This window comes from Prosthecomicrobium sp. N25, assembly GCF_037203705.1.
Classification (GTDB): domain Bacteria; phylum Pseudomonadota; class Alphaproteobacteria; order Rhizobiales; family Ancalomicrobiaceae; genus Prosthecodimorpha.
Map to the genome: position 1 here is coordinate 2,975,420 of NZ_JBBCAT010000001.1, position 14,587 is coordinate 2,990,006.

General features: G+C 71.9%; 11 protein-coding genes. 5 read left to right on the forward strand and 6 right to left on the reverse strand.

Annotation, left to right across the window (positions count from 1 at the left end):
- Positions 1-8: 8 nt before the first annotated feature.
- From pstB to WBG79_RS13545, 4 genes are all read right to left on the reverse strand, one after another.
- Complete coding sequence (pstB, locus tag WBG79_RS13530) at positions 9-806, reverse strand: phosphate ABC transporter ATP-binding protein PstB (RefSeq protein ID WP_337357944.1); 798 nt, start codon at positions 804-806, stop codon at positions 9-11.
- Between the two features lie 40 nt (positions 807-846).
- A complete protein-coding gene (pstA, locus tag WBG79_RS13535) occupies positions 847-2,406 on the reverse strand; it encodes a phosphate ABC transporter permease PstA (RefSeq protein ID WP_337357629.1) in 1,560 nt (519 codons plus the stop codon).
- On the reverse strand, positions 2,399-3,775 hold the full coding sequence (gene pstC, locus WBG79_RS13540) for a phosphate ABC transporter permease subunit PstC (RefSeq protein ID WP_337357630.1): 1,377 nt from the start codon (positions 3,773-3,775) through the stop codon (positions 2,399-2,401). The genes pstA and pstC overlap by 8 nt, the downstream gene beginning before the upstream one ends.
- Before the next feature lie 75 nt (positions 3,776-3,850).
- Positions 3,851-4,906, reverse strand: coding sequence for a PstS family phosphate ABC transporter substrate-binding protein (locus WBG79_RS13545; protein WP_337357631.1), 1,056 nt, complete (start codon positions 4,904-4,906; stop codon positions 3,851-3,853).
- A gap of 399 nt (positions 4,907-5,305) precedes the next feature.
- Here WBG79_RS13545 and WBG79_RS13550 point away from each other — a divergent pair, with 399 nt between their 5' ends.
- The 5 genes from WBG79_RS13550 (at position 5,306) to WBG79_RS13570 (ending at position 11,516) form a co-directional block, all read left to right on the forward strand.
- On the forward strand, positions 5,306-6,583 hold the full coding sequence (locus WBG79_RS13550) for an imelysin family protein (protein WP_337357632.1): 1,278 nt from the start codon (positions 5,306-5,308) through the stop codon (positions 6,581-6,583).
- Between the two features lie 80 nt (positions 6,584-6,663).
- Positions 6,664-8,082: a multicopper oxidase family protein gene (locus WBG79_RS13555; RefSeq protein WP_337357633.1), complete on the forward strand. Its 1,419-nt coding sequence runs from the start codon at positions 6,664-6,666 to the stop codon at positions 8,080-8,082.
- Positions 8,082-9,269 (forward strand): di-heme oxidoredictase family protein, encoded by a 1,188-nt coding sequence (locus tag WBG79_RS13560; protein WP_337357634.1) that lies wholly within the window; start codon positions 8,082-8,084, stop codon positions 9,267-9,269. The genes WBG79_RS13555 and WBG79_RS13560 overlap by 1 nt, the downstream gene beginning before the upstream one ends.
- A gap of 101 nt (positions 9,270-9,370) precedes the next feature.
- Entirely contained in the window at positions 9,371-10,411 is a 1,041-nt protein-coding gene (locus WBG79_RS13565; protein ID WP_337357635.1) for an imelysin family protein, read from the forward strand.
- A gap of 1 nt (position 10,412) precedes the next feature.
- Entirely contained in the window at positions 10,413-11,516 is a 1,104-nt protein-coding gene (locus tag WBG79_RS13570) for a DUF1513 domain-containing protein (RefSeq protein ID WP_337357636.1), read from the forward strand.
- A 26-nt stretch (positions 11,517-11,542) separates the two neighbouring features.
- On the opposite strand, the gene WBG79_RS13575 is transcribed toward WBG79_RS13570, so the two are convergent.
- Positions 11,543-12,640: an NAD(P)/FAD-dependent oxidoreductase gene (locus WBG79_RS13575; protein ID WP_337357637.1), complete on the reverse strand. Its 1,098-nt coding sequence runs from the start codon at positions 12,638-12,640 to the stop codon at positions 11,543-11,545.
- Entirely contained in the window at positions 12,640-14,475 is a 1,836-nt protein-coding gene (gene recQ, locus WBG79_RS13580) for a DNA helicase RecQ (protein ID WP_337357638.1), read from the reverse strand. Before recQ ends, WBG79_RS13575 begins: the two co-directional genes overlap by 1 nt.
- Positions 14,476-14,587 lie beyond the last annotated feature (112 nt).

Consider the following 14,587-nt stretch of genomic DNA (forward strand, 5'->3'; position numbering starts at 1 on the left):
CGCCTTCCTCAGCCGAAGCGGCCGGTGATGTAGTCCTGCGTGCGCCGGTCGGTCGGCTTGGTGAAGATCACGTCGGTCGGCCCCTCCTCGACCAGGCTGCCCAGATGGAAGAAGGCCGTCTTCTGCGACACGCGGGCGGCTTGCTGCATCGAGTGGGTGACAATGATGATGGTGAAGTTCGAGCGCAGCTCGTCGATCAGTTCCTCGATGCGCGCGGTGGCGATCGGGTCCAGCGCCGAGCAGGGTTCGTCCATCAGGATGACCTCGGGGCCGACCGCGATGGCGCGGGCGATGCAGAGGCGCTGCTGCTGGCCGCCCGAGAGGCTGGTTCCGGAATCACCGAGCCGGTCCTTGACCTCCTCGAACAGCCCGGCCTTCTGCAGGCTGGAGGACACGATGTCGTCCAGGTCCGCCTTCGAGCGGGCGAGGCCATGGATGCGCGGGCCGTAGGCGACGTTCTCGTAGATCGACTTCGGGAAGGGATTGGGCTTCTGGAAGACCATGCCGACCCGGGCCCGGAGTTGCACGACGTCGAGCTCGGGATCGTAGATGTCGGCGCCGTCGATCTCGATCCGGCCGTCGACCCGGGCGATCGGGATGGTGTCGTTCATCCGGTTGATGCAGCGCAGGAAGGTCGACTTGCCGCAGCCCGACGGCCCGATGAAGGCGGTGACGCTCTTCTCGGGGATGTCGATGGTGACGTCCTTCAGGGCATGCTTCTCACCATAGAAGACATTGACCCCACGGGCGCTGACCTTCGGCCGCTGCTCGACCGTGGTACCCGGCTTCTCGACCATGATGTCCATCATTCCTGCTCCCCCGGAGACTACGGGACGGCCGACCGGGTCACCAGCGGCGTTCGAACTTCTTTCTGAGCACGATGGCGAGCCCGTTCATGACGAACAGGAAGGCCAGCAGCACCAGGATCGCGGCGGCGGTCTTCGCCTGGAACGCCACCTCGGGCAGGTCGGACCAGAGGAAGATCTGCACCGGCAGCACGGTCGCTGCATCCGAGATGCTGTGCGGCACGTCGACGATGAAGGCGACCATGCCGATCATCAGGAGCGGCGCCGTCTCGCCGAGCGCATGGGCCATGCCGATGATCGTTCCGGTCAGAATGCCCGGCATGGCCAGCGGCAAGACGTGGTGGAAGATGGCCTGCTGCTTGGAGGCGCCCACCCCGAGCGCGGCCTCCCGGATCGAAGGCGGCACCGCCTTCAGGGCCGCCCGGCTCGCGATGATGATGGTCGGCAGGACCAGGAGCGCAAGGACCAGCCCACCGACGAGCGGGGCGGACCGCGGCAGGCCGAAGAAGTTCAGGAAGACCGCCAGGCCGAGAAGACCGAACACGATCGAGGGCACGGCCGCGAGATTGTTGATGTTGACCTCGATCAGCTCGGTCCACCGGTTCTTCGGCGCGAACTCCTCGAGGTAGATGGCGGCCCCGACGCCGAGCGGCAGGCAGATCACCAGGGTCACCAGCATGGTCATGGCCGAGCCGACGAGCGCGCCGAGGATGCCGGCCGATTCCGCCTCGCGGCTGTCGCCGGTGGTGAAGAATGACCAGTTGAATCCGGCCTCGACCAGCCCCTTGCCGCGCAAGAGTTCGAGCACCGCGATTTCTTTGTCGGTGATCTTGCGGACGCTCTCGCCGGCATCGATCTGAACGAGCTCCCAGGTTCTGGAGGCCGCCGACGCCGCTCCGGCGAGCGGCACGAGGACTTCGCCCTCGATCCGTTCGGGGGTGACCTTGCTCGCCTTGACGACGCCGCCGTCGACCCGGACGAGCGTGGAGCCCTGGAAGCCCGGTGCGGCAGGCGTGAACGATCCGGCCGGCCCTTGGAGCACGGCCGTGCCGCCGTCGACGGACAGAGTCAGCGCGGAAGTCCCCGCCGTCCGGCGCACGTTCGACGTGAAGCCCTTCAGGTAGAGATCGGCATCGTCGGAGACCAGCGCCGAGACCTTTACGGTCGTGCCGATGAGGGCCGGGTCGGCGCCGACCTTGCGGCGCAGGCCGTCCGCGGCACTGGACGACAGCATGCTGTTCAGGGTCTTACGGCCGGCGCGGTCGGAGAGCGCCGGCACCTGGGTGTAGAGCGCCTCACGCACGACCTTCGCGAAATCGCCCGCCTGCTTGAAGTCGTCCGGGTCGCGCCGGCCGCTCGGGTCGACGGTCTCGGCCGTCAGGGGGACGTCCAGGACCAGGGCGTGGGTCGTGAAGGCCGGAAGCGCCTTCAGAACGATGTCGGCCAGGAGAAGGACCAGGAACAGACCCGCGAAGGCGATCGCAACCACGCCGTAGGCCTTGAAGCGGGCCTCCGCGCGGTATCGGGCCTTGATCCGGGCGCGCGCCGCGTCGGAGGTGATGTCGACCGACCGGCCGGATGACAAGGAGAGATCAGTCATACTGTTCCCTGTACTTCTGGACGATCTTCAGCGCGATCACGTTGAGCGACAGCGTGAAAAAGAACAGGACGAAGCCGAGCGCGAAGGCGGAGAGCGTCTTGGCGCTGTCGAACTCCTGGTCGCCCACCAGAAGGGTCTTGATCTGCACGGTCACCGTCGTGACCGCCTCGAGCGGATTGAAGGTGAGGTTGGCAGCGAGGCCGGCGGCCATCACGACGATCATCGTCTCGCCGACCGCGCGGCTGATCGCCAGCATGATCGCCGACACGATCCCGGGCAGGGCCGCGGGCAGGACCACCTTGCGGATCGTCTCGGACCTGGTCGCGCCCATGGCGTAGGACCCGTCGCGCAGCGATTGCGGCACCGCATTGATGATGTCGTCGGAGAGAGACGAGACGAAGGGAATGATCATCACGCCCATGACGAGGCCGGCGGCCAGCGCCGACTCGGAGGCGACGTCGAGACCGAGGGAGACGCCGGCGCTGCGGATCATCGGCGCGACGGTCAGGGCCGCGAAGAAGCCGAAGACCACCGTCGGCACGCCGGCGAGGATCTCGAGGATCGGCTTGGCGGTGGCGCGGATCCGCGGCGAGGCGTACTCGGCCATGTAGATCGCGGAGAAGAGGCCGACCGGCACGGCGACACACATCGCGATCACCATGATCAGCGCCGTTCCGACGAACAGGGGGACGGCGCCGAAGGCCCCGGACTGGCCCACCTGGTCCGTACGGATCGCCGTCTGGGGCGACCACTGGAGCCCGAACAGGAAGTCGTACCAGGGATAGCGGGCGAAGAAGCGGAGGCTCTCGAACAGGACCGAGAAGACGATGCCGACCGTCGTCAGCACCGCGACCACCGAGCAGGCGATCATGATCCACAGGACCACGCGCTCGACGCGGTTACGGGCGCGGAAACGGACGTCGACCTGGTTCAGCGCCCACCAGAGGCCCACCCCGCCCAGCCCGAGCCCGACCGCCAGACGCGCCCAGTCGGAGACCGTGCTCCAAGACTTCATCGCGGCGGCCGCCGCGGCCACTTCCGGCCGCGCCTCGCCCGTGAAGGTTCCTGCATTGAGGTTGGCGATCTCGCGCAGGAGGGTGGCGCGGGCCAAGGGGTCTGACGGCTGCATGGCCGGTGGCAGGGAGCCGAGCGCGGCGGCCTCGATCAGTCCGGGCACGAGCGCGGACCAGAGCACCATGACGAGGATCATGGGGGCGGCGGCGGCGGCGACCACCCACCAGCCGTGATAGGAGGGAAGGGAGTGAAGCTTCGCGGTGCCGCCCGCCTGCAGGGAGAGCGCCCGCCCGCGCCCCATCACGAAGGAGGCCAGGACGAGCACGAGGAGCGCGGCCAAGTAAATCGTCGACATGCGGTCACCCCGCCCCCTCGGTTCGAGGGACGCCGGCCCGACCTGACGGTCGGGCCGGCCGGTTCAATCAGGCGATCAGAGGCCTTCCTTGCCGATGACCGCGAGTTCCTTGCCGACCTTGGTGGTCGCGGCGCGCTGGTCCTTCGGCAGCGGGATCAGGCCCTTGTCGGCCAGGTACCCGTCCTCGCCCATCGCCTTGTCGGACACGTACTCGGCCACGAACTCCTTGAGACCGGGGATCACGCCGACATGCTGCTTCTTGACGTAGACGAAGAGCGAGCGGGAGACCGGATACTTGCCCGACGCGATCGCCTCGAAGGTCGGCTGCTGGCCGGCGACCGTCGCGCCCTTGATCTTGGCGGTGTTCTCCTCGAGGAAGGAGTAGCCGAAGATGCCGAAGGCCTCCGGGTTGGAGTCGAGCTTCTGGACGATCAGGTTGTCGTTCTCGCCCGCGTCGACATAGGCGCCGTCCTCGCGGATCGACTTCCAGGCCGTGTCGAAGGCCTTGGCGTCGGCCTTCTTGAGGGCGTCCATCGCCGGGATCTTGGCCGCGCCCGGCTCCATGACGAGCTCGAGGAAGGCGTCGCGCGTGCCCGAGGTCGGCGGCGGGCCGAGCACTTCGATCTTCTCGGCCGGCAGCGAGGGATCGATCTCGTTCCACATCTTGTAGGGGTTGGCGACCAGCTTGCCGTCCGGGCCCGGCACCTGCTTGGCGAGCGCCAGGAAGAGCTGGGACTGGTTGACCTTCAGGTCCGGCCCCTTCTTGGCGTTGGCGATCACGATGCCGTCGAAGCCGACCTTGATCTCGACGATCTCCTTGACGCCGTTCTTGTCGCAGTCCTCGAACTCGGAGGCCTTGATGCGGCGCGAGGCGTTGGTGGCGTCCGGGTGGCCCGCGCCGAGGCCGGCGCAGAAGAGCTTCATGCCGCCGCCCGTGCCGGTCGACTCGACCACCGGGGTCTTGAACTTGCCGCCCTTGCCGAACTGCTCGGCGACGGCGGTCGTGAAGGGATAGACGGTCGACGAGCCGACGATGCGGATCTGATCGCGGGTCTGGGCCTGTGCGGCGCCGGCGAGCGCGGCAGCGGCGAGGCCGAAGGCGGCGGCGGTCGCGAACCTGGTGATCGTCACGGGAGGTGTCTCCTCGGAATAAGGGGGTCCGGCCCCTCCTGCCGGAAGGGCCCGCCGGGCGCCGCGCCACCGGGAACCCGGCAGTCGCTGGACGATCGTCCGGCAAGCGCGGTTCTACAGGTCGACGGATTCACAATTGTGACAGTCCAAGTTCCTGTGCCAGCAAGGCTTTTGTCTCGGGACCTGGCGGGCGTGACACATCGCCTACGTTGCGGAGCGACCGGTTCCCGAGTGCGCCTGCCGGCCGACGGCGCAGGCGGACGTCGCAAGATGAACTTAGACCAATTATAAAGTATTGATCCTGCAAGGATTTTTCTTGCGGCGGCGGCTGCGCGCCCCTAGAAGCGGACCTCGGCCGCACCGAACCTTCCGTGTATCCGCCGGCCTGGAACCCTACCGATGAGCAAGTCCGCGCTGTTCGCCACGACCGTCCTTCTCGCGCTCGCCGCCGCGCCTGCGGTCAGGGCCCAGCAGGCGCCAGAGCCGAAGGCGATCCTGGAGACCTACGCCAGCATCGGGCAGGCGATGTTCGAGGATGCCCATGCGGCCGGACGGCAGCTCAAGGTGGCGGTCGACGCCCTCCTGGCGGAGCCCAGCGAGGCGAAGCTCGCCGCGGCACGCGCGGCCTGGAGGGCGGCGCGGCCTTGGTACCTGCACACGGAGCCCTTCCGCTTCGGCAACAAGATCGTCGACGAGTGGGAGGGACGGGTGAACGCCTGGCCGCTCGACGAGGGACTGATCGACTACGTCGACGTGGCCTCATACGGCGACAGCTCGGACGAGAACCCGCTCTACCGGGCGAACGTGATCGGCTCCCGGACGGTCCGGATCGGCAAGAAGCTCGTCGACGCGTCCAGGATCACCAAGGCGCTGCTAGCCAAGACCCTGCACGAGGCGGGGGGCGTCGAGGCGAACGTGGCGACCGGCTACCACGCCATCGAATTTCTGCTCTGGGGCCAGGACCTGAACGGCACCAGCCCAGGCGCGGGAGCCCGGCCGGCGACCGACTTCATGCTCAAGGGCTGCAGCAACCAGAACTGCGACCGGCGCCGCGACTACCTCGCCGCCGCGACCGACCTTCTCGTCGAAGACCTCGCCGAGATGGCGGCGGCCTGGAAGCCGGGCGGCAAGGCCCGCAAGGCGCTGGCGGCGCGCGGCACCGGCGGGCTCGCGGTCATCCCGACCGGCATCGGCTCCCTCTCGTATGGCGAGCTCGCCGGCGAGCGGATGAAGCTCGGCGTGCTGCTGCACGATCCCGAGGAGGAGCAGGACTGCTTCTCCGACAACACCCACAATGCCCATGTGGAGGACCAGGTCGGCATGATGGCGGTCTGGACCGGCCGCTACACCCGCCTCGACGGATCGGTCGTCTCCGGCCCGAGCCTCGCGGCCCTGGCGGCCGCCAAGGCGCCCGACAAGGCCGCCCGGCTGGAGGCGGCCATGAAGGCGGCCTACGACCGCCTCGACGCCATCCGGCAGAAGGGCGAGACGGGCGGCATGGCCTACGACCAGATGCTGGCGAGCGGCAATGCGGAGGGCAACAAGCTCGTCCTGGACGGGGTGGACGCGCTGGTGGCGCAGACCCGCGCCCTGGAGGCGGTGGTCGCCGACCTCGGCCTCACGATCGAGGTCGAGGACTCCAGGAGCCTGTCGGACCCGAGCGCGGTGACGCGGTGAGGCGGGCGGGCACGGGCCGGGGCGCCGGCCTCGACCGGCGAAGGGTCGTCGGGGGGCTGGCGGCCGCCGCCGGAGCGGTCGTGCTCGGGTCATCGGCCCAGAGCCGGCCGGCCTGGACGGCCGCGCCCCTGCCGCCGGCGGTCGAGCCCGGCGCGCCGGCGACCCACGACTGGACCTTCGAGGCGGCGGAGCGGGAGGTCGCCCTCCTCGGGGCCGACGCGCCGCCCGTGAAGGCCTGGACCTACACGCCGGAGCCCTTCCCGGTCCTGCGCGTCAGGCGGGGCGACCGGGTTCGCGCGCGCCTCGTCAACAGACTCTCCGAGCATGTCTCGATCCACTGGCACGGTCTGCGCATCCCGAACGCCATGGACGGGGTCCAGTACCTGACCCAGCCGCCCGTGCAGCCCGGCGGAAGCTTCACCTACGCCTTTTCGCCGCCGGACCCGGGCACCTTCTTCTTCCATCCCCATTGCAACGAATCCGGGCAAGTGGGTCGTGGCCTTGCGGGAATTCTGGTCGTGGAGGGCGACGAGCGGCGCAAGCCGGACCGGGAGCTCGTCGTCGCCGTCAAGGACTGGCGGCTCGGGCCGGACGGGCGCTTCCTGGACTTCGTCACCCCGGAAGGGGCGAGCCGGGCCGGCACCTTCGGTACCTTGCGCAGCGCGAACGGGCGGCGGAGCGTCACCGAGACCGTCCCGGCGGGCGCCGACCTGCGGGTCCGGCTCCTGAACCTCGACGCGACCCGGGTCATGGAAATCGGCATCGACGGCGCCGAGGCCGCGATCATCGCGGTCGACGGCCACGCCATCGCGCCGGTGGCCCTCGACGAGCGGGGGCTGGAGACCTGGCGGATGGGGCCGGCCATGCGGCTCGATCTCCTGGTCCGCACGCCGAAGCCGGGGGGCACGGCGCGGATCAGCGACTACTTCTCCGCCGAGCCCTGGACCGTGGCGACCCTCACGGCGACGGGCAAGCCGGTCCGCAAGGCGCCGCTCGACCCGGCCATTCTGACGCGGCCGGTCTTCCCCGAGCCGGACCTCGCGGGCGCCGAGCGCCTCGCCTACACGTTCACGGCGGCCTCCGACTCCATCGCGAGCTACGCGGAGGCGATCGGGGAGGACAGTGTCCGACGGGTCCTGATGGACTCCCTCTGCGTGCGCGACCGGACCTTCTGGGCCATCAACAAGCTCTCCTGGCCAAACGCCGCCGATCCGCGCCTGCCGCCCCCGATGGCGATGCTCGCCGCCGGGCGGACCTACCGGCTGGAGCTCGTCAACGCGACGCCGCACCCGCATCCGATCCACCTGCACGGGCACGTCTTCCGCGTCCTGACGTCCTCGATCGGCGGAAAGCCGGTCTACGCGGCCGACACGGTCCTGCTCTCGCCCAAGGAGCGGGTGGAGATCGCCTTCGTGGCCGCACCCGGGGACTGGATGTTCCATTGCCACATCCTGGAGCACCTGGAGACGGGCATGATGGGCTACTTCAGGGTCGTCTGATGCGCTGGGTCACAGCCGTCGCGCTGCTGGCGCTCGCCCTCCCCCGTCCGGCCGCCGCGGACGGCCTCGACGTGGCCATCGGCGAACGGCTCTTCCGGCGCGCCTGGGTGCCCGGAACGGCCTCGACGGGGGCGGCCGACGGCCTCGGCCCGCTCTACGCCGCGCGCTCCTGCGCGGCCTGCCACCGGGGCCTGGCCCGGGCCGCCACACGCGCGCCGGACGCGGCCGACCACGGCCTCGCCTTCCGCCTCGGCGACCGGAGCGGGGCGCCGGATCCCGGCCTCGGGCGGCAAATCCAGCCGATGGCGGCGGCTGGCGTGGCGCCGGAGCCCGTTCCCTCCGTCGCCTGGACGCGGGTCGACCTTCCCGCCGGCGCCGGCCGGGTCGCGACCGAGCGGCCCGTCGCCGCCGCCGGCGCGCCCGGCCTCTCGGTCTCGCTGCGCGCGGCCCCGGCCCTCGACCAGGTCGGACGCCTCGCCGCCATCCCGGCGGAGGCCGTCCTGCGGGTCGCGGCCGAGCAGGCGGCGGGCACGGAGGGCGTCGCCGGCCGGCCGCACCGCCTGGCCGACGGGCGTATCGGCCGCTTCGGCTGGAAGGCGACCGCCGCCACCCTGCCCGACCAGGTCGCGGACGCGTTCCGCCTCGATCTCGGCCTGTCGACCCGCCGGCATCCGGAGCCCTGGGGCGATTGCACGCCCGCCCAGACGGCCTGCCGGTCGGCCCCGCACGGCGCGCTGGCCGGCGAGACCGCCCCCGAAATCGACGAGGCGATCGTGCTCCGCCTCGCCGCCTTTCTGCAGGGGCGCGGCGATCCGGGCGCGGGCCGGCCGGAGCCGCGGGGCCCCGGGCCCGCGCTCTTTTCCCAGACGGGCTGCGCCACCTGCCACCGGCCGGATCTCCCCTCACGGGTCGGCGCGGCCTATACGGACCTGCTCCTCCACGACCTCGGCCCCGGCCTCGACGACGGGGTCGCGGACGGGGCGGCCCGACCGCAGGACTGGCGGACCGCGCCGCTCGCCGGCCTCGCCGCCGCCGAAAAGTCCGGCTTGATGCATGACGGCCGCGCGCGCACCCTCGAAGAGGCGGTCGCGTGGCACGGCGGCGAGGCGACCTCCGCCCGCGCTCGCTTCTTCGCCCTGCCGCGCGCGGAACGGCGGGCGCTCCTCGACTACCTCCGAAGCCTCTGAAGGGCCGATCCATGGCGACCACGGGTTCGATATCGACAGGCCGGAGCCGCGGGACGATGCCCGGGGCGTGGCGTGGCGCCGTGGCCGGCGCCGGAGTCCTCATGGCCCTGGCGTCCGCCGCCGTGCCGTCCGCCGCTCGCGGCGAGGGCGGGCCCGCGCCCGAAAAGCTGGTCGAGATCGCCGGCCGCCTGCGCGACGGCTTCGCGGTCCCGCGCTATACGGCGCTGGCGCAGGCCGCCGCGGCGGAGCGGACCGCCTGGGACGCCTATTGCGCCGGCCCGCGCAGGCCGGCCGGGGTGGACGGCCTGAAGGCCGCCTTCGGGTCGGTGGCCGACGCCTGGGCGGCCGTGGAGGTGCTCCGCTTCGGGCCGGTCGCGGAGGGCCAGCGCTACGAGCGGATCAACCACTGGCCCGAGCGCCGCAACGCGGTCACGCGCGGGCTCGCGGGGCTGCTCGCCGGGTCCGGCGAGGACGGGCTCGCCCCGGAGACCTTCGCGCAGGCGAGCGCGGCCGTGCAGGGCCTGGCGGCCCTCGAGCGGCTCCTCTTCGACGCCGAGGCCGCCGTGCAGCTCGCGGCGCAGACGCCGGCCGGCGTGCGCCGTTGCGCGGTCGGGCAGGCGATCGCGGCCAACCTCGCCGCGGTCGCGGAGGCGGTGCGCGCCGGCTGGGCCGAGCGCTCCGATGCCGCCGCGCGCGCCGAGACGCCCGATGCGGCCCGGGAGGTGCTGACGCGCGCCGCCACCGACGTGCTGACGCTCTACCGGGCGCTGCAGGAGCAGAAGATCGGCCTGCCGCTCGGCAAGTCGCCGGTGGAGGCGAAGCCCCAGGCCGCGGAGTTCGCGCGTTCGGGCCGGGCGGCGCGCACGATCGCGTCGAACCTCGAAAGCCTGGAGGCCCTCGCCGCGCTCCTGATCGATCCCGCGCTCGACTACCGGGCCGCGACCCTGGCGACCGCCGCCTCGGCACGCTCGATCGCTGAGACGATGCCCGGCGACATCGGTCCGCTCGCGGCCGGCGCCAAGACGCGCTCGCGGGTGGTGCTGCTGAAGTCCGCGGTCGAGTCGGCCCGCCAGCAGGCCGAGGAGGCTCTGCCGGCCGCCCTCGGAATCACGCTCGGGTTCAACTCGCTCGACGGGGACTGAGATGATCGACCGGCGCAGCCTCGTCGTCGCGCTCGGCGCGGCGATCGCGACGGGCGTCTCCGGCGGCGCGCGCGGCGCCGCGCCGCTCTATGCCGGCTGCCGGCTCGACCGGGGCGGGCGCGCGAGCCTCGCCCTCTTCGACCTGGAGGGACGGACGCTCTTCTCCACCGACCTGCCCGCCCGCGGCCACGACGTGGCCGTCTCGCCGGACGGCCGGCGGCTCGTCGCCTTCGCGCGCCGTCCGGGCACCTGGGCGGCCGTGATCGACGCGGCGACCGGCACGGTGGAACGGACGATCCTCGCCGCGCCGGGCCGGCATTTCTACGGGCACGGGGTCTTCTCGCCCGACGGGGCGCTCCTGACGGCGACCGAAAACGCCTTCGACCAGGGCGAGGGGCTCCTCGGCCTCTACGACGCCCGCGACGGCTTCCGCCGCATCGGCGAGGTGCCGAGCCGCGGCGTCGGCCCGCACGACCTGGCGCTCATCTTCGGCGGCGACGTCCTGGCGGTCGCCAACGGCGGTATCCGCACCCATCCGGAGACCGGGCGCGACATGCTGAACCTCGAGACCATGCGGCCGAACCTCGCCCTGCTCGGCCGCGACGGGGCGCTGCGGGACGCCTTCGAGCTGCCCGAGGCCTGGCGGCGGGCGAGCCTCCGGCACATCGCGGTCGGGCGCGACGGCACCATCGGCTTCGGCTGCCAGTACGAGGGTCCGGCCGAAGACGCGCCGGAACTCGTGGGCGTGGTAACCCCGGCCGGGCGCCTCGAGCTCCTGCCCGTTCCGGAGGACGCCAACCTGCGCTTCGACAACTATATCGGCTCCGTCGCCTTCGACGCCTCGGGGGAGATCCTGGCGGCGACCAGCCCGCGCGGCGGGGTGACGGGCTTCTGGGACGTGCCGGGCCGCCGCTTCCTGGGCCTGAGCGCGCTGCCGGACGTGTGCGGCGTCGCCCCGGCGCCGGCCCGGGCCGGCCTCTTCGTCCTGACCTCCGGCAACGCCGGCGTCCGCCTCGCCCTCGCCGGCACGGCCACGCCCGGCCGGCTCGGCGGGTCCGACCTGGACCGCTGGGTGTGGGACAATCACATGACGCGGCTCGGCTGAGCGGGATCCGGGCCCGGCGGCGCGCCTCAGACGAGCCCGGCGACGAGGTCCGCGATGGCCAGCGAGGAGGTCAGCCCGGGGCTCTCGATGCCGAAGAGATTGACCAGGCCCGGGATGCCGTGGTCCGCCGGGCCCTGGATGACGAAGTCCTGCGCGGGCGCGCCGGGCGGCACGATCTTGGGGCGGATGCCGGAATAGCCCGGGGCGAGCGCGTCGTCCGGGAGCCCGGGCCAGTAGCGCCGGATGGCGGCGTAGAAGGCCGCGCCGCGCGCCGGGTCGACGCGGTAGTCGACGTGGTCGACCCATTCGACGTCCGGGCCGAAGCGGGCGTTGCCGCCGAGATCCAGGGTCAGGTGCGTGCCGAGGCCGCCGGGGACCGGCACCGGGTAGATCAGCCGCGAGAAGGGGGATCGTCCGGTCAGGGTGAAGTAGTTGCCCTTGGCGAGCCAGGCCTGCGGCACGCGGGCGGGGTCGAGCCCGGCGAGGCGGCGGGCGAGCGCGGGCGCGTCGAGGCCGGCGGCGTTGACGAGGGTCCGGCACGCGAGCCGCATCGGCTCCGCCCCGCCGACGTCGAGCTCGAAGCCGTCGTCCCGGACGCGCGCGCCCTCGAGCGGGCTCAGGAACGCAAAGGCCGCGCCGGCGGCCTCGGCGTCGCCCTGCAGCGCGGCCATGTAGGCGTGGCTGTCGAGGATGCCGGTCGAGGGCGACAGCAGCGCGCCGACCACGTCGAGCGCGGGCTCCAGGGCCGACACCTCGACGCGCGACAGGGGGACGAGGTCGGGGACGCCGTTCGCGGCCGCCCGGGCGCGGATCGAGCCGAGTGTGGCGGCCTCCGCCTCGGTGGTCGCCACGATGAGCTTGCCGCAGCGCCTGTGCGGAAGGCCGCGCGCCTCCAGGTAGGCGTAGAGCTTCGCCCGGCCCTCGACGCAGAGCCGGGCCATCAGGCTGCCCTGCGGATAGTAGATGCCGGCGTGGATGACCTCGCTGTTGCGCGAGGAGGTCCCGGTACCGATCGCGTCGGCCTTCTCCAGCACGATCACCTCGCGCCCGGCCTCCGCCAGGGCCCGGGCGACCGCGAGACCCACCACGCCGGCTCCGGCGACCACGCAGTCGACGCGTTCCATCAGCCCCCGTCCTCGACCAGGAAGCGCCGCACCACCGCGAGGAAGACCTCGCCGAACTCGCGCAGCTTGGCCGCGCCGACTCCGTGCACCTCGCCCATCTCGGCGAGCGACTGCGGCCGGGAGCGGGCCATGTCGATCAGGGTCCGGTCGGCGAAGACCACGTAGGCCGGCACGTGACGCTCGCGCGCGATGGCGGTGCGCTCCGCCTTGAGGCGCTGCAGGAGCCGCTCGTCGGCCGGCGACAGATCGGCGGTGGCGGCCGCGGCCTTCTCGCGCCGGGTGGCGCGCTTCTCCGACCGCTCGGCGACGATGGCGTCGCGGCGCAGCTCCACCGTGCGCCGGCCCTTGAGGACGGCAACGCCCTCCTCGGTGATCATCCAGCGGCCGTGCTCGGTCATGTCGACGGTCGCCAGGCCCGCCGCGTAGAGCTGGCCGAAGATGGAGCGCCACTGCTCCCGCGTGAATTCCTTGCCGACCCCGAAGGTCGGGAGACGGTCATGGCCGTATTCGACGACCCTGTCGGTCCCGGCACCGAGGAGGATGTCGACCAGGTACTCGCGGCCGAATCTCTGCCCCGTGCGCATCATGGCCGAGAGCGCCTTCTGGGCCGCGACCGTGCCGTCCATGGCGACGACGCCGTCGACGCAGACGTCGCAGTTGCCGCAGGGTGCGGTCGTCTCGCCGAAATAGGCGAGCAGCGCCTGCCGGCGGCAGCGCGGGGCCTGGCAGAGCGCCACGAGGGCGTTGAGCCGCTGGTGCTCGACCCGCTTCTGCTCGTCGGAGGCCTGGCTGTCGTCGATCCAGCCGCGGTAGCGCTTCAAGTCCTCCCAGCCCCAGAGCGTCAGCGTCTCGGCGGGCAGCCCGTCGCGGCCCGCGCGGCCGATCTCCTGGTAATAGGCCTCGATGCTCTTCGGCATGTCGGCATGGGCGACGAAGCGGACGTCCGGCTTGTCGATGCCCATGCCGAAAGCGATCGTGGCGCAGACGACGACGCCGTCCTCCTGCAGGAAGGTGTCGAGCGCGCGGGCGCGGTCCTCCTTCTCCAGGCCGGCGTGGTAGGGGATCGCCCGGAAGCCCCGGCCGGCGAGGCTCGAGGCCATGTCCTCCGCCCGCGCCCGGGTGGAGGCGTAGACGATGCCGCTCTCGCCCTTGTGCTCGTCCAGGAAGGCGGCGATCTGCTTCGGGGTGGACGACTTCTGGGTGATCGCCAGCCGGATGTTGGGCCGGTCGAATCCGTGCACGAAGACCTGCGGCTCGCGGCGGAAGAGGCGGGCGACGATGTCGTCCCGGGTGGCTATGTCCGCCGTCGCGGTCAGGGCGATCACCTGCGGGCTGCCGAGCGCCTCCTGGATGTCCCCGAGCATCAGGTACTCTTTCCGGAAGTCGTGCCCCCACTGGGAGATGCAGTGCGCCTCGTCCACGGCGAGGAGCCCGATCCCGGCCGATCGGAGGAAGCCCTGGGTGTCGCTCATCGCGAGCCGCTCCGGCGCGACGTAGAGGAGCTTCAGCCGGCCGGCCCGGATCTCGTCGTAGATGGCCCGGTTCTCGCCCGGCGCGTTGGTGGAGTTCAGCGCTGCCGCCGCGATCCCGTTGGCGCGGAGCTGGGCCACCTGGTTGGCCATGAGCGCGATGAGCGGGGAGACGACCAGGGTCAGGCCGTCGCGCAGGATCGCCGGGAGCTGGTAGCAGAGCGACTTGCCGCTGCCGGTCGGCATCACCGCGAAGACGTCCGAGCCGCCGAGGACCGCCGCGAGGATCTCGTCCTGGCCCGCCCGGAAGTCCTGGAAGCCGAAGATCGAACGGAGCGCCGCGCGGGCGCGGTCGAGATCGGGCATGCGGGGATACTCGCCGACGGGGGTCGGCAGCACTGGTACCGGCCGGTGCCGGGAGGGTCAACGCCGGAATGCGGGCCGGTGCCGCACCTTCACGAAAGAACCACGGCTCGGG